The 15,487-nt window shown below is 65.0% G+C and carries 15 protein-coding genes; 7 read left to right on the forward strand and 8 right to left on the reverse strand.

Going from position 1 to position 15,487, the window contains the following annotated elements:
* Positions 1-4: 4 nt before the first annotated feature.
* From J3S28_RS17305 to J3S28_RS17340, 8 genes are all read right to left on the reverse strand, one after another.
* A complete protein-coding gene (locus J3S28_RS17305) occupies positions 5-958 on the reverse strand; it encodes a PDR/VanB family oxidoreductase (RefSeq protein ID WP_207841963.1) in 954 nt (317 codons plus the stop codon).
* A gap of 37 nt (positions 959-995) precedes the next feature.
* Entirely contained in the window at positions 996-1,529 is a 534-nt protein-coding gene (locus J3S28_RS17310) for a cupin domain-containing protein (protein ID WP_207841964.1), read from the reverse strand.
* 50 nt (positions 1,530-1,579) lie between these two features.
* A complete protein-coding gene (locus tag J3S28_RS17315; protein WP_207841965.1) occupies positions 1,580-1,948 on the reverse strand; it encodes a RidA family protein in 369 nt (122 codons plus the stop codon).
* Positions 1,945-3,492: an aldehyde dehydrogenase gene (locus J3S28_RS17320; RefSeq protein WP_207841966.1), complete on the reverse strand. Its 1,548-nt coding sequence runs from the start codon at positions 3,490-3,492 to the stop codon at positions 1,945-1,947. The genes J3S28_RS17315 and J3S28_RS17320 overlap by 4 nt, the downstream gene beginning before the upstream one ends.
* Positions 3,493-3,731: 239 nt before the next feature.
* Complete coding sequence (locus J3S28_RS17325; RefSeq protein ID WP_207841967.1) at positions 3,732-4,253, reverse strand: MarR family winged helix-turn-helix transcriptional regulator; 522 nt, start codon at positions 4,251-4,253, stop codon at positions 3,732-3,734.
* 128 nt (positions 4,254-4,381) lie between these two features.
* On the reverse strand, positions 4,382-5,362 hold the full coding sequence (locus J3S28_RS17330) for an alpha/beta hydrolase (RefSeq protein ID WP_237341715.1): 981 nt from the start codon (positions 5,360-5,362) through the stop codon (positions 4,382-4,384).
* 190 nt (positions 5,363-5,552) lie between these two features.
* Positions 5,553-7,790 carry an NADP-dependent isocitrate dehydrogenase gene (locus J3S28_RS17335; RefSeq protein ID WP_207841968.1) on the reverse strand — a complete coding sequence of 746 codons (2,238 nt, stop codon included), beginning with the start codon at positions 7,788-7,790 and terminating at the stop codon, positions 5,553-5,555.
* A gap of 131 nt (positions 7,791-7,921) precedes the next feature.
* On the reverse strand, positions 7,922-8,413 hold the full coding sequence (locus J3S28_RS17340) for a MarR family winged helix-turn-helix transcriptional regulator (RefSeq protein WP_237341716.1): 492 nt from the start codon (positions 8,411-8,413) through the stop codon (positions 7,922-7,924).
* Positions 8,414-8,502: 89 nt separating this feature from the next.
* Between J3S28_RS17340 and J3S28_RS17345 the strand changes: the two genes are divergently transcribed.
* The 7 genes from J3S28_RS17345 to J3S28_RS17375 all read left to right on the forward strand — a co-directional run bounded on the left by J3S28_RS17345 (position 8,503) and on the right by J3S28_RS17375 (position 15,481).
* Positions 8,503-8,859, forward strand: coding sequence for a Fe-S protein (locus J3S28_RS17345; RefSeq protein ID WP_207841969.1), 357 nt, complete (start codon positions 8,503-8,505; stop codon positions 8,857-8,859).
* Between the two features lie 107 nt (positions 8,860-8,966).
* On the forward strand, positions 8,967-9,368 hold the full coding sequence (locus J3S28_RS17350) for a YciI family protein (RefSeq protein ID WP_207841970.1): 402 nt from the start codon (positions 8,967-8,969) through the stop codon (positions 9,366-9,368).
* Complete coding sequence (locus J3S28_RS17355; protein WP_207841971.1) at positions 9,365-10,510, forward strand: RNA polymerase sigma factor; 1,146 nt, start codon at positions 9,365-9,367, stop codon at positions 10,508-10,510. Before J3S28_RS17350 ends, J3S28_RS17355 begins: the two co-directional genes overlap by 4 nt.
* A 519-nt stretch (positions 10,511-11,029) precedes the next feature.
* Positions 11,030-12,091 (forward strand): NAD-dependent epimerase/dehydratase family protein, encoded by a 1,062-nt coding sequence (locus tag J3S28_RS17360; RefSeq protein WP_207841972.1) that lies wholly within the window; start codon positions 11,030-11,032, stop codon positions 12,089-12,091.
* Positions 12,092-12,138: 47 nt separating this feature from the next.
* On the forward strand, positions 12,139-12,732 hold the full coding sequence (locus J3S28_RS17365) for a TetR/AcrR family transcriptional regulator (protein ID WP_207841973.1): 594 nt from the start codon (positions 12,139-12,141) through the stop codon (positions 12,730-12,732).
* Between the two features lie 162 nt (positions 12,733-12,894).
* A complete protein-coding gene (locus tag J3S28_RS17370; RefSeq protein WP_207841974.1) occupies positions 12,895-14,322 on the forward strand; it encodes a wax ester/triacylglycerol synthase domain-containing protein in 1,428 nt (475 codons plus the stop codon).
* Positions 14,309-15,481 carry an alpha/beta fold hydrolase gene (locus tag J3S28_RS17375; protein WP_307797218.1) on the forward strand — a complete coding sequence of 391 codons (1,173 nt, stop codon included), beginning with the start codon at positions 14,309-14,311 and terminating at the stop codon, positions 15,479-15,481. Before J3S28_RS17370 ends, J3S28_RS17375 begins: the two co-directional genes overlap by 14 nt.
* The last annotated feature ends 6 nt before the right edge of the window (positions 15,482-15,487 follow it).

Raw genomic sequence — 15,487 nt, forward strand, 5'->3', positions numbered from 1 at the left:
CCTTCTACAGATCGAGGACGAGTTCGGCCGAGCGGCAACGGGATACGCAGGGGAACATGGTCGCGTTCGCGGCGTGCTCGCTCTCACTGAGCAGGAAGTCGCGGTGATCGACGTCGCCTTTGACGACACCGACCTCGCACGTGCCGCAGATTCCTTCGGTACAGGAACTGGCGACGTCGATTCCCGCCTCGATGAGGGCGTCGAGCACGGATTCCTCGGGGCCGACCGCTATGCGCGTGCCACTGCGTTCGAGGACGACGTCGAATGCCGACTCGTCTCCCTCAGGGGTGGCGGCCGGTGGGGCGGCGAACCGTTCGGTCCTCAGCGAGACTCCCTCTGGAACAACGGCTGCAACGGCGTCGAGAAGCGCTGCGGGGCCACAGCAGTAGATCACCGAGCCTGCCGTTGCGGACCCGACCATCGCGACCAGATCCGGCAGTCCACCGTTCTCGTCGTCGGCGTGGACGGTCGAGTGGCCTTCGTGTGCCGCCACTTCATCGGCGAAGGCCATCGACGTCCGCGATCGCCCCGCGTAGAGCATCCGCCAGGGCTGACCGCCGGAGTGCAATCGCCGCATCATGGTGATGATCGGCGTGATGCCGACACCGCCGGCCACGAGGACGTGTTCGGTGGCATCGGCGTCGAGTGCGAACGCGCTGCGGGGACCGTCGATCTCGATCTCCGCGCCCACGGACAGCTGGTCATGCACGAGAGTGCTACCGCCGCGCGATTGTTCGGCGCGAAGGACCGCCACCGTCCACTGTGTCGTGTCGGCGGGGTCTGAGCACAGCGAGTACTCGCGGATCAGCCCGCCCGGCAGATGCAGTGCGATGTGTGCCCCGGGTTCCCAGGAGGGCAGCGATGCACCGGTCGGGTCGACGAAGGTGATGCTGGTGACGCCGTCCGCTTCCCAGGTCTTCTGGTGGACGCGGAGAACTCTCGACGTGGTCGCGTGCATCGCTGTTCCTCTCGGTGTCGTTGTCTGAGCGAATGGTTCAGCGGGTGACGCCGAACATCTCCGAGCTCGGGGGATAGGTGGGCAGCTGCGGCTTGGGGGCTCCGATGATGACGCAGAACAGGGCGTCGACCTCGCCGACGTTGGCGAGGCTGCGGGGCACACCCGCGGGGACGCGGATCAGGTCGCGGTAGCCGAGTCGGCGGACGGCCTTCTTGGTGCCGTCCTCGACGTCGTGCACGGCCACCTCCAGTTCACCTTCGAGGACGAAGAAGACCTCTTCGACGTCGTGGTGGGTGTGCTCCGGACCGACGGCTCCTGCCGGCAGCCGCATGTTCGAGAACGTGAAGTGCTCGGAGGGCAGGGTGCGGTTGTCGCCGTCGTGATTGCCGGTGGCGCCGGAGCCGATGTAGCGGATCTGCGCTCGCTTGAAGCGATCTCCGCCCTTGGCAGCCTGGAAGCCCAGGGTGTCCCAGTCCTCGTAACGGCTTTCGCGTCCTGCGATGCAGGCATCGATCTGCTGCTCGAGGTCGGTGGTGGACCCGGCGGGGGTGGTCTTCTCGGAGGTGGTCATTGCGGATGTCCCTTCGTTCGGTGGGTGGGTGTTCGTGACGTGAGGAGGTGTCATGCCCGGTGGGCGATGGCTTCGATCTCGACGGTGGCTCCGTAGGGGAGCGCGGCGACCTCGACGAAGGATCGAGCCGGGCGAGGTGCGGCGAAGATGCTCTCGTAGTGACGATTTGCGGCGTCACGCAGGGATACGTCGGTGACGAAGTATGTGGTCTTGACGACGTCGTCGAGCGTCATGTCGATCGTTCCCAGCCTCTCGGTGAGGCGAGCGACGGCGGCGTCGAGGGCCGGCTCGACCCCTGCGACCGCACGTCCGTTCTCGTCGACAGACAGTGCGCCGGAGACGAAGCCGAAGCCTGCGACGGCGTATGCCGGGCTGTAGGGGTGCGCGGAGCCGGTGGCTGCGGGCGTGGAGGTGGTCATGGACAGGTCCTTTCGGTGGGAGCGCCCCAGGTCAGGGGTGCTTCGGTCAGATCGAGGTAGATGCTCTTCTGGTCGGAGTACTGGCGGATCGCGTCGCGACCCTTCTCGGTGCCGAGACCGCTGTCCCGCAGACCGGTGAACGGGGTCGAGATCGAGAACTGCTTGTAGGTGTTGATCCAGACCGTGCCCGCGTCGATCGCATCGCCGACGCGGAGTGCCCGCCGGTAGTTTTCGGTCCAGATCCCGCAGGCGAGGCCGAAGTCGTTGTCGTTCGACTGGTCGATGACGTCTGCCTCGTCGTCGAACGGGAGCACCACGGCGACGGGGCCGAAGACCTCCCGCCTGCAGATGTCAGCGGTGTTTGTGACATCGGTGAGGATGGTGGGCGGGTAGTAACTGCCGTCGGCGAGCCTCGGGTCGTCCGGAATGGCGCCTCCGAGGCGCACCTGCGCACCGGCATCGGTTGCTGCATCAACCATCGCTGCGACCGAGTCGCGGTGCTGCAGTGAGATCATCGGTGCGACCGCGGTCTGCGGATCGGTTCCGGGGCCGAGGCGCAGTCGGCCGGCTCGCCTGACAAGCTCATCGGTGAAGGATTCGAAGATGCTGCGATGTACGAATACTCGTGATCCGGCGATGCAACTCTGACCGCTGGAGGAAAAGATGCCGAACAGGACGCCCTGCAGCGCTCGCTCGACGTCGGCGTCCTCGAAGACGATGGTCGGCGACTTGCCGCCGAGTTCCAGGGTGATCGGCATGAGCTTGTCCGCGGCCACGTGCGCGAGGTGCCTGCCTGTGGAGGTGCCTCCGGTGAAGCTCACCTTGGCCACGTCGGGGTGCCGGACGATCGCCTCGCCCACCGTACGACCGGGGCCAGGAAGCACGGAGAGCACACCGCGTGGCAGGCCTGCCTCCTCACACAACCGGGCCAGCAGCAAGGTCACCCAGGGCGCCCAGACCGGCGGCTTGCTGATGACAGCGTTGCCTGCGGCCAGCGCGGGAGCGAGTTTCTGAGCGTCGGAAGCGATCGGTGAGTTCCAGGGGGTGATGGCACCGACCACGCCCATCGGACGGTGAGTCGACATCGTCAGCCATGGACCCCGAGGCGTGGTGAGTGCCCCGTCCATCGTTTCCAGCGCCGCTGCCATGTAGCGAAAGGTGTTGGCAGCACTGGTCGCCAGCGCACGGGTCTCGGTCAGGGTCTTGCCGGTGTCGAGCGTTTGCAGTGCCGCGATCCGATCGCGTGCGGCGTCGATCGCATTGCCGATCCGATGAAGCACAGCTGCCCGTTCGTGTGGCAGCATCGCTGCCCACCCACTCGTGCGGGCGGCGGACAAGCCCTCGCGCACAGCGATGTCCACCGTCTCGGTGGTCGCCGCATGCAAGGTCGCGAAGATTCGCCCGGTCGACGGATCGACGGATTCGATGACTGCTCCGCTCCCGACCTCCCAGCGGCCCGCCACGTAGATGCGGTCTGGAAGATCGTGCGCGGCGTCGACACCCGCGGCAGCGGGGTCGGCTGGTGCGTTCACGGCGAGGGTCATGCGGTGTCCGTTCCGACGAGATGGGTCTCGACGCTTCACGCGTCGGACGCAAACTATCTTTGCGCTAAGACAGTTGTAATCCCTTAGCGCTAAGAGGTCAACGCCAGAAACCCCTGTACAGACGTTCGTAACGTCGCTTTTACGCCTCCGAAACAGGAGAGATGCAGGTCACACCACATGTGGCAGTGGTCACTGCGCGGAGAATATTTTTTCGGAAACTGCGTCCTGCGAGCAGATCGTCAGCCGGAAATGCCTGCGTCGACGTCGTCGTCCAGCACGGAACGCACCGACGTCTCGAGCTTGGTGAGGAGACCTGCCAGGGTTGATGCCTCGTCCTTGGTGAGCTCTCCGAGCATGGTCTGCAACTTCGCGAAATGTTCGTCGGCCACCCGGTCGACGAGTGCGCTGCCGGTATCGGTGAGTTCGACATAGACCACCCGGGCGTCGCCGGCGTCTTTCGAACGGGTCACGAGTCCGGCGTCTTCGAGGCGTTTGACCCGCAATGACAGTCCACCGGTGGTGACCAATGTCTGTTCTGCGAGTTCACCCGCTGTCAGGCGATGGTGCGGCACCGAACGCCGCAGGCAGGCGAGCACGTCGAAACCGGATTCGGTGATGTCGAACTTGTCGAATGTCTCGGAGATCTCGCTCCGGTAGACGAGGAAGCTCCGGTGCAGCCGGCCGAACACCTTCAGTGCCGACACATCGAGCTCCGGCCGGGCAACAGCCCAGTGCGACACGATGACATCGACTCCGTCCATGATTCTGAGGACACTACCCGTCGAGTTTCCACGCACCGTGGATGCTCCGCGTAAATTGTCTGCTCGGGTCACTCTGGCACGCGTATGCAACGTTGGCCGATGACTCAGACACGCGCCGGACTCCGCTGCTAACGCCCTGCGCGGAGTCCGGCATCGACGGTCGACCAGGACCGGTGCAGCTCGTCTTGAAAGTACCGCCAGGAGTGAGTGCCGGTGGCGGGGAGGTGGATGGTCGCCGGGATCGACAGTTCTGCCAGACGATCCGCCATGGCTTCGGTGCAGAAGCGGGCGCCGGCCTCGATGGCTCCGCCGACGACGATCCGGTTCTCGACCGGCGGCGCCCCCGGTGGCGCCGAGTACGCGTTGTCGTACTTTCCGGCCCTGCCGTCGCCACTGGATAGATATAGCGCTGTGCCACGCAGCTTTTCGGCGTTGAGCAGGGGATCGTGCTGCGCCCACATGGGAGAACCCGCGGGGCCCCACATGTTGTCCGGGTCGGCGCCGCTCGAGTAGACGATACCGCGCACCGCGGCCTGACCCGCAGGGGTACTGGTCTGCGCACACCCGCTGATCGACGCGACCGATCGATACAGGCCGGGAGCCGCAGTGGCCAGGTCGAGGACCGATGTCGCTGACATCGACAAGCCGACGATGGCGTTGCGTCCGTTCGTGTTCAGCGCAGCGTCGATGACGGGTGGCAGTTCCTTGGTGAGAAAGGTTTCCCACATCGGGCGGCCAACCTGTGGATCATCGGCGATCCAATCGGTGTAGAGCGTCCCCGAACCCCGCTGCGGAATCAGGACGTTCACGCGCTTGTCGGCGTAGAACTGCAGGGCGTCGGTCTCTTCCACCCATCCCGACCCGTCCTCGCCACCGCCGGCGCCGTTGAGCAAGTAGACGGTCGGCGCGCCGGGAACGGCGCCGGACGGCCGAATCAGCTGGAACGGGATGTCGGCACCCATGGCCGGGGAGTGCACCGTGATCTCCCAGAGGCTGCCTTGCACGTGGCTGAGCGACGTCACGTGGGGGTCGGAGCCAAGCGCCGGGTCGGCGTGGGCAGTCGCCGGGAACATGACACCGGTGGCGATGAGTGCTGATGCTGCCGTCAACAATCGGAGCAGACGAATGGCCGGCCGGCGTGTACGAATCACGGCTCACATTAGCGTGGCTAAGCACAAACTTCAGTGCGTGCGGTGACCGAATGAGCGAGAGCTGCTCCGCCCGTACGGATCTGCCCCGCTTCCAGCGTGCTGGAAGCGGGGCAGATCGCGACAAGTTGCGTAGCTGTAGGCCGAGTGTCTACTTCAGTGCAGACCCCAGTGCTTCGTTGAAGGTCTTGCTCGGGCGCATCACAGCAGCGGTGACCTCGGGGTCGGGGAAGTAGTAGCCGCCGATGTCGACGGGCTCACCCTGCGCGTCGCCCAGTTCCTGGACGATGGTGTCCTCGTTCGTACTCAGCGTCTCGGCCAATGCGGCGAAGTGCTTTTGCAGATCCTTGTCGTCGGTCTGCTCGGCCAGCTCCTTCGCCCAGTACAGGGCGAGGTAGAACTGGCTGCCGCGGTTGTCGATCTCGCCGACCTTGCGCGAGGGTCCCTTGTTGTTCTCCAACAGTTTGCCGGTCGCCGCATCGAGCGTCTTGGCCAGGATCGTCGCGCGCGCGTCACCGGTCTTCTTACCCAGGTCTTCGAGGCTGACGGCGAGAGCGAGGAACTCACCGAGCGAGTCCCAGCGCAGATGGTTCTCTTCCAGCAACTGCTTGACGTGCTTGGGCGCGGATCCGCCGGCGCCCGTCTCGTACAGTCCGCCGCCTGCCATCAGTGGGACGATGGAGAGCATCTTGGCGCTGGTGCCGAGCTCGAGGATCGGGAACAGGTCCGTGAGGTAATCGCGGAGGATGTTGCCCGTGGCGGAGATGGTGTCCAGGCCGCGCACGACCCGCTCGAGGGTGTACCGCATGGCACGGACCTGCGACATGATCTGGATGTCGAGGCCGTCGGTGTCGTGGTCTTTGAGGTACTTGTTGACCTTCTTGATCAACTCGTTCTCGTGCGGACGGTACGGGTCGAGCCAGAAGATCACGGGGATCCCGGAGTCACGGGTGCGCGTGACTGCGAGCTTGACCCAGTCCTGGATGGGCGCGTCCTTGACGATGCACAGTCGCCAGATGTCACCGGCTTCCACGGTCTGCGTCAGCAGGACCTCTCCGGTGGCGAGGTCGGTGATGTTGGCGGTGCCGCCCTGGGGGACCTCGAAGGTCTTGTCGTGTGAGCCGTACTCCTCGGCCTTCTGTGCCATCAAGCCGACGTTGGGGACGGTGCCCATGGTTGTCGGGTCGAACGCGCCGTTGGTCTTACAGAAATTGACCATCTCTTGATAGATGCGGGAGAAGGTCGACTCGGGGTTGACGGCCTTGGTGTCCTTGGGCCGGCCGTCAGCGCCCCACATCTTGCCGCCCGCGCGGATCATCGCGGGCATCGACGCGTCGACGATCACGTCGCTGGGGGAGTGGAAGTTCGAGATGCCGCGGGCCGAATCGACCATGGCGAGTTCGGGGCGATGCTCATGGCACTTGTGCAGGTCGTCGATGATCTCCTCGCGCTGGGACGCGGGGAGCGACTCGATCTTGTCGTAGAGATCCGACAGGCCATTGTTGACGTTGACGCCGAGTTCCTCGAACAGGTCACCGTGCTTGGCGAACGCGTCCTTGTAAAAGACCCGCACGGCGTGGCCGAAGACGATGGGATGCGAGACCCGCATCATCGTCGCCTTGACGTGGAGCGAGAACATGACGCCGGTCTTGTAGGCGTCCTCCATCTGCTCTTCGTAGAACTCGATGAGCGCTTTCTTGCTCATGAACATGCTGTCGATCACGTCGCCGTCGGTCAGCGAGACCTTGGGCTTGAGGACGATGGTCTCGCCGCTGTCGGTGAGCAGTTCCATCTTCACTTCACGGTCACCGTCGACGGTGGTCGACTTCTCGCCGTGGTAGAAATCGCCCTTGCGCATGTGCGCGACGTGGGTCCGCGATGCAGGCGACCATTCGGTCATGCTGTGCGGATGCTTACGTGCGTATTCTTTGACCGCCTTGGGCGCGCGCCGGTCTGAGTTGCCCTCTCGCAAAACGGGATTGACCGCGCTGCCGAGGCACTTGGTGTACCGGTCCCGGATCTCGGTTTCCTCGTCCGTCTTCGGGTTGCCCGGGAAATCGGGAAGCTTGTAACCCTTCGCCTGGAGTTCCTTGATCGCAGCCAGCAGCTGTGGCACCGAAGCGCTGATGTTCGGCAGTTTGATGATGTTGGTGTCGGGCAGCTGCGTCAGTCGACCCAGCTCGCCGAGGTTGTCCGGCACCCGCTGATCTTCAGGCAGGAGATCGCTGAACTCGGCGAGGATGCGGGCGGCCACAGAGATGTCGGTGGACTCGACCTTGATGTCGGCAGCATCGGCAAACGCACGGATGACAGGCAAGAATGCGTGGGTCGCAAGCATCGGCGCCTCGTCTGTCAGTGTGTAGATGATCGTCGGCTGCTTTGCGTTCATATCGCGTTCGTCTCCATGTTCGTCATGCGGCAGGGATCTTCCTGCCTTGCATCTACCAGTATCACGTCGGACTCGAGATCGTGCGTACGAACGGGTCGGGTAGGAGGCCGAAGGGGTGGGGCGCGGAAACCTCAACGGACCTCGGAATCGGCGGCGAATGCCCGGAACGCTCGCATGAGCGAGGGGGTCAGCTCGCGGAGCACGTCCTGGCCGAGATACTCGGCGAGCAGTTGATCGAGCTCGGCGTAGGACGCCATCCCGACGCCGATCAGGCGTTGTCCTTCGTCGGTGACGAAAAGCTTCGCGCTGCGCCCTCGGCCACCGTCGCCGATCTTCTCGACTGCGCCGATCTCCTCGAGTCTGTTCAGCGTCGCCTGCATACTCTGCGGCGTCACCGCCGCCCTACGGCCCAGTTCGCTGTACGACAGTCCCGGACTTCGCGACAGGTGGCCGAGTGCAGAGATGTGGCGGACCGCGATGCCCTCGCCTTGTAACGCGGCGTCGACCCGGTCACGGATCTGGCGACCGAGGACCGTCAGCAGAAATGCCGCGCTCGGCGTAGGGGTCGACCGGGCCGGTTCGGGCTGCCGCAACGGGCGGGGTCCGAGCTGTTCATCGGCCATGTTGACAACGCTTCCGCACGAGTTACAGTCTAACTGAAACTGGCGCCTGCAGGTCAGGCCGCCATCGGCGAGTCGAAAGAAGACAGGGCATGGAAACCTTGCGGAACGTGGTCATCTGGGTCCATCTGATCGGCTTCGCGGTGACGTTCGGTGCTTGGGCCACCGAAGTGGCAACGCGCCGATTGCGTACGACTCGGGTCATGGATTATGGCCTGCTGGTGTCGCTCATCAGCGGCGCGATTCTCGCTGCGCCGTGGCCCGCCGGCACCGACATCAACTACCTCAAGGTGGGCATCAAGTTGGCCATCCTGGTGGTGCTCGGCGGCGTGCTCGGTATGGGCAATGCCCGGCAGCGACGTACCGGGGAAGCCGTGCCCCGCGCACTCTTCTTCGCAGTCGGCGGACTGTCGTTGCTGGCTGCCGGGATAGGGGTCATCTGGCGATGAGTGTCCGACGCTGAAAATTATCCGCAACCATGTCGAGAATGGGGCGTCGGCTCCGTCCCAGTGGTACGAGCGGCCACAAGGGGTCGCGATGACGAAGGAGAATCGCCATGAAATATCTGATGCTGAAGCACTACCGCGGTGGCCCAGGAATCAACTTCACCCCGATGGACGAATGGACACCGGAGGAGGTCGATGCCCACATGCAATACATGAACGACTTCGCTGATCGACTGCGGGATTCCGGCGAGTTCGTCGACTCGCAGGCACTGTCGCAGGAGGGCACGTTCGTGCGATACGACGGCGAAGGTCGTCCGCCGGTCACCGATGGCCCGTTCGCCGAGACAAAGGACCTCATCGCCGGCTGGATGGTCATCGATGTGGAGTCGCAGGAACGCGCGTACGAGCTGGCGGGCGAACTTTCAGCCGCACCCGGCGCCGGCGGAGAGCCGATCCACGAGTGGCTGGAGGTTCGGCCTTTCCTCACAGCCCCGACGACTGTCACCGAGTGAACCCTGCGCTGCTGCGGGAACTGATTCCCGGAGTGATCGGCGTCCTCGTCCGTCGTGGAGCAGACTTCGCGTCGGCCGAGGACGCCGTGCAGGAGGCCTTGATCCAGGCCTTGGACGTCTGGCCGGCCGATCCACCCCGCGATCGGAAGGCGTGGCTGGTCTCGGTTGCGTGGCGCAGATTCATCGACGCCGCCCGCTCCGACTCGTCGCGTCGCGGTCGGGAGGTCGCGGTGGACCTCGAACCCCCACCCGGGCAGGCGTCGGCTGTGGACGACACCCTGGCGCTCTACTTCCTCTGCGCACACCCGACGCTGTCACCGGCATCGGCCGTGGCGTTGACGCTGCGGGCGGTCGGTGGTCTGACGACGAGACAGATCGCGCGGGCGTATCTGATCCCGGAAGCGACGATGGCCCAACGGATCAGCCGGGCCAAGCGGCGGATCGCCGGCCATCGGCTCGATGAGCCCGGTGACCTTCACACCGTGTTGCGGGTCCTGTACCTCGTGTTCAACGAGGGCTACAGCGGGGATGTCGACCTGGCGGCCGAGGCGATCCGAATCACGCGCCAGCTCGTCGCGCTCACCGACGAGCCGGAGGTCGTGGGCCTGTTGGCGTTGATGCTTCTTCATCACGCCCGCCGCGAGACCCGTACGGGGGTGGGGGGACGTCTCATACCGCTGGCGGAGCAGGACAGGTCGCAGTGGGACTCGCGCCTGATCGCCGAGGGCGTGATGATCCTGCAGACCGCGTTGGCTTGCGACCGCCTCGGTGAATACCAGGCACAGGCGGCGATCGCCGCGCTGCACGCCGACGCCACGAGCACGCCCGAGACCGATTGGGTTCAGATCGTGGAGTGGTACGACGAATTGGTGGCTCTCACCGACAGTCCCGTGGTCCGGCTGAACCGTGCGGTCGCGGTCGGGGAGGCGGACGGTCCGCAGGCGGGGTTGGCAGCCCTGTCCGACGTGAGCCCGGATCTACCGCGCCATACCGCGGCGCAGGCCTACCTGTATGAACGAGCAGGTGATTTCCGGCGGGCTGCTGCGCTGTATTCGGAAGCGTCCCGGCTGGCGACCAGTGTCGGAGAACGCGACCACCTCACGCGAGAGGCCGCGCGGGTGCGACAGATACTGCCGTCGTGATCTGTCGTCATCGGAAAACTTTCGGCGTGTTCGCTTGCGCGACATCCCCCGTTCCCCATATTGTTGCGGAGTTGGTCCGCCTGGCGGACCCGAGGGGGATGCGTCGGTTGGGACGCCTTCGATACGTTCGATCCGTATGTCCTCCACCACGAGTTGCCGATCGGGGCACGTCATCGGTCCGCCCGCGGATGCATGAGCGCAGGCCCCAGTCATCGTGCGAGGTAGTTTCGTAGATCTTCCGCGTTGCGAGGTGGGTCCCCGCTTGTTGGTCGAATCCTGCCCCTTGCCAGTCGATGTCGAGACGACTGAGCATCATCTGCCCGAAGCCGCGAGCGGTGTCGGACGTTATGCCCGCCAATACCTGCCCTGCTGAGAAGGGGCGAGAAGCACGGTGTCGCCGACCGGTTCGGCGACCCGTGTTGTTCTCCGTTCGCCTCGACGTACACGGGTAGACCATACATTTTCTCGCCGATGTATGGTGTGGTCGCAGTCGACGGATCAACGGAAAGCGAGCCCGCCATGACCACCGCTCAAACCGTTCTGGTGACGGGTGCCTTCGGTTTGGTGGGCTCGTCCGTGGTGGACGAGTTGGTGAGCCGGGGTCACAACGTCGTGGCGACAGATCTGGGATCACCCGCGAACCGAAAGGCCGCACTGAAAAGGCCGGGGGCGCAGACGTGGTGGGCCGATCTCACCGACTTCGCCGACGTCGAGAAGCTGCTCACGTCGGTCGCGCCACAATCGATCATCCATTTGGCGGCGGTGATCCCTCCTCTTTGCTACGCACGTCCCGACCTCGCCCACAGGGTCAATGTCGGTGCAACAGAGAATCTGGTACGCGCCGCGTCGGCGATGCCCGTGCCGCCGCGTTTCGTCCAAGCGTCGAGCGTTGCGGTGTACGGACCACGCAACCCCCACCGCGAGACGGAACTGCTGACCGCGCAGACGCCTCGTCGCCCGGCGGATGTCTACGGCACCCAGAAAGCAGCCGCGGAAGACATCGTCCGGTCTTCCGGACTGGACTGGGTGATTCTGCGACTCGGCGGGGTGCTGACCGCGGAACTGGGTGCGACCATCAACCCGGACGCCGTGTTCTTCGAGGCGTCACTGCCGGCTGACGGACGTATCCAGACAGTGGATGTACGCGATGTGGCCACGGCATTCGTCAACGCATGCAGCATCGAAGAAGAACCGGCTGTGTATCTGATCGGTGGCGATGACAGCCATCGGCTGCGACAGTCCGACATCGCCTCTGCGACCTCGGCAGCCATTGGTCTGTCCGGCGGGTTTCCGGCGGGGAGACCGGGCGACCCGGGCAACGATCCGAGTTGGTTCGCCACCGACTGGATGGACACGGAGTCGTCGCAGCGAGTTCTCGCGTTCCAGCGGCACTCGTTTGCCGACCTCATGGCCGACACCCGGCAAGCGGCCGGGTGGAGACGTCACGTGGTGCGGCCGACGTCGCGGTTGGCGCGCGCAATCCTCGCCCGCAGGTCCCCGTATCGCGGTTATCCCGGTTCGTACGCCGACCCGTGGGGAGTCGTGGCGGCAAAGTGGGGTCCGGCGGCATCGTCAGAGTGAAGAGGTAAAGTACCTGTACGAAAGCCATTCGTACAGGAGGTCGGCCGATGACGGTGTCTGAACAAGAATCGACTGCACCGGCAGCACGTCGGCGGCGAGTGAACCACGAGGCTGTCATCGCGGCCGCTCAACAGATGGTCGACGAACTCGGCCCGGACGCACTCACGATGACAGCGCTCGCCTCGAGTCTCGGCGTGCGGGTGTCGTCACTGTACAACCACGTGAAAAGCCTGGACGAGATCAAGAACGAACTGCAGTTGCGTGCCATGCGTGAGCTCGGCGACCTGGCCAAACGGGCCGCGATGGGCCGGACGGGGGTGGACGGTCTGCGGGTACTCGCTCGCGTGTTCGTCGACTACGCCGCACAATGGCCTCATCGGTGCAGGTCATTGACCCGAGTCCCTGCCGACACCGCGGCGTTTTCGGCTGCGAGTGCAGAAGCGGGTGAGGCGCTCGCTGTCATGATCCGCACCGCGGGGGTGGCCGATGAACGGGTTCTGCAGACCCAACTCGCGCTTTTCGCCGCGATCAGCGGGTTCGTCACCCTGCAGTTGTCCGGCTTTTTCTCTGTCTTTGGTAACGCGGACGACGTCTTTGAGCAGATCTTGCGTGGTGCGGTCACCGCGGCGGTTGTCGGCTGAGCCTGCGCCCGTGGGGGCTGACGCCCATGCCCCGAGGTGATGTGGGCCACGAATTCCGATCGTCGAGGCCGGGTTTGTTATGGTCACTCAATACGAATGTCTTTCGTATAAACGCGAAACCTAGATGCCGGCATGCGCCTGCAGCAGAGGAGGCGAGGGATCATGGAGAGAATGTCCGGGCCGGACGCCCTGATGCTGAACATGGAAACCGTGACGACCCCGATGCACACGCTCAAGCTCGCAATCCTCGACACCGGACATCGCGGGAGCCCGTTGAGTCTCGACGAGATCCGCGCCGCCTTGGCTCACCATCTAGGCGCATTCCCGAGGGCGACGCAGCGCGTGGTCTCGATCCGTGGGCACCGGGCGAGGCCCTTTTGGGTAATCGACAACGACTTCCGATTGGACCGGCACCTGGAGGAGGTGACTCTGGATGGCCCGGGCGACCAGCCCTTCGACGATCTGCTCGCCGAACTCGCAACCAGGCGGCTGCCGCGTGAGCGGCCGCTATGGGCCCTCACCTTGGTCCACGGAATTGCCGACGGCAAGCAGGCCGTGGTGGTGCGAGTTCACCATGCGGTGGCCGACGGGTTGGCGGCGCTCAATTGCTTCCTCCACGCCACCACCGAGTCTGCCGGTGGTCCGCTGCCGCAGCGCCACCCACTTCCAGGGCCGAGCTCCGTCGCCCCGGACGGACGGGATCTCGATCGCCGGCGGATGCGTGCGCTGGCGCGCCGTGACACCCTGCGGCTGATCGCAGATCTGCCGTCGGTCATCGTCGGCGTCGCCCGCACGGCCCGCGCGGCATGCCGGTTCGATCGCCGCGCTCTGGTGCCACGTTTCATGGGTGCGCAGCGCACCAGTTTCAGCACACCCAGTGCGCATCGCCGCCGATGCGCACGAAGTACGTTGAGGCTGTCCGACGTTCAGCGTGCAGCAGTCGCGACCGGCACCACGGTCAACGGTGTGTTCCATGGGATTGTTGCTGCTGCGGTCCGCCAGGAGATGATCGCTCGGGACGAGATGAGCTCCCGTCCATCGGTGGCGATGTTCGGGGTGTGCCGGGACCTGACGTCGACCAGAACCGAGGGCAATGATTTGGCAACGGCTGCAGCCTATCTCCACACGGAGGTTGCCGACCCCATTGAACGGGTGCGCAAGACTGCGGAGAGTTGCTCCGCATCCGTGGCCCTGCGCCGGGCGGTGGGCTTCGAACTCACCGATCAGATGGCCACCTACACAGGACGTTTGGGGCCCCGTGCCCGCCCGATCGCGGCGCCGATCGCCCCTCGGGTCATGAACAACGTGACCACGGCAAACATGCCGGGACCGAGGCAGCCCCGCTGGGTCGGGGACATCAAGGTCGAGTCATGGACATCGTTCGCGCTGGCCATCGCGCCTGCCGATGTCAACCTGACCGCGTACAGCTACGCGGGAGTCCTTTCCCTGGGTTTGATAACCACGCCGGAGTCGATGCCCGACCCTGCGCGTTTTCTCGGCCGGATGAGCGAAGCACTCGATGAACTGACGCATACCCTGGCCGCACGGGGCCTCGCTGACACGAAAACGTCTCGCCGTGACCACATCTGACGACAGCGACGGCCGAGACCGTTGGACCGATCGCTTCGAGTCGTCCCTCACGAGGCTCAGCCTGATCGCCGAGGTGATGCCTCGTGCGGTCGTCGGTGCTCGGACGGCAAGTCGGCGATCACCGCACCGCTCGATTCCCCCGTCGTCCTTCGGAGTCCGGACAGTAGGAGAGTCGGCGCTCGATGAGTTCTTCATAGCAGCGTTCTCGATGCTGCGGGCGGTTCCCGATGAGCAGGTGGTGCGGGCCTACGTGAACGAGTGTGCCCGCGAGGCCGTCGCGGTGAAAGCTCGGGGAGTAGGGGTCAACCTCGCGCCGACCGAGCTGTCGATCACGCGCAAGCTCCGGAGGAATCTCGGGGGCATGTCCTACGATCGCATCGACTTCACCTGTGCCCCTGTGTATTCGATGCGCGCGGGCGCGGAAGAATCCGAAGCTGATTCGGTCGCGACCGCCCGCATGCTCGTCCACCAGGACAAGGGGCACCCGTGGCTGCTGTGGGTGCACGGCGCCGGTCAAGGACGCATCGACGATCTCCTGTCCTTGCGTGCTGCGCAATTGCACGAACTCGGATACAACGTCGTCTTTCCGGTGCTGCCAGGCCATGGTCTGCGCCGCCGTCGAGGCGGGGTCTATCCCAGCTTCGACGTCTTGACCAACGTGGAACTCACGGTGCGGGCAGTCGCAGAGGTGCGGGCGCTGATCCAGTGGATGGCGACCGTGGACGACACCCCGGTGTCTGTCGGTGGGATCTCGCTGGGCGGGCCGATTGCAGGACTGATCGCCGGCCTCGAACCCAGCGTGGAATCCGTGTTGGCGGTGGTGCCGATGCTGGACCTGCACGAGACGATGGCTCACCATCTCGTCCGCGGGGGAGACCGGGGCCGCGCCCTCGCGGAACTGTTCCGGTCGCAGGCCGTGCGGGATGTCGCATCTGCGGTGGATCCGTTGGCGGTCACACCTTTTGCAGCCCCGGAGCGACGGTTGGTGGTCGCGGCTCTCAACGATCGGGTCACGTCCGTTTCCGCGGCGCAGCGGTTGCATGCGCATTGGGGTGGCGCTGTGCATTGGTACCCCGGTGGTCACATCAGCGGCGTCATGGCGGGTGACGTACGCGCGGCGATCACCGATTTTCTTCGGCCGGGGTCGGCCGCGTCCTGACGTCGA

The organism is Williamsia soli (assembly GCF_017377795.1).
Classification (GTDB): Bacteria; Actinomycetota; Actinomycetes; order Mycobacteriales; family Mycobacteriaceae; genus Williamsia; species Williamsia soli.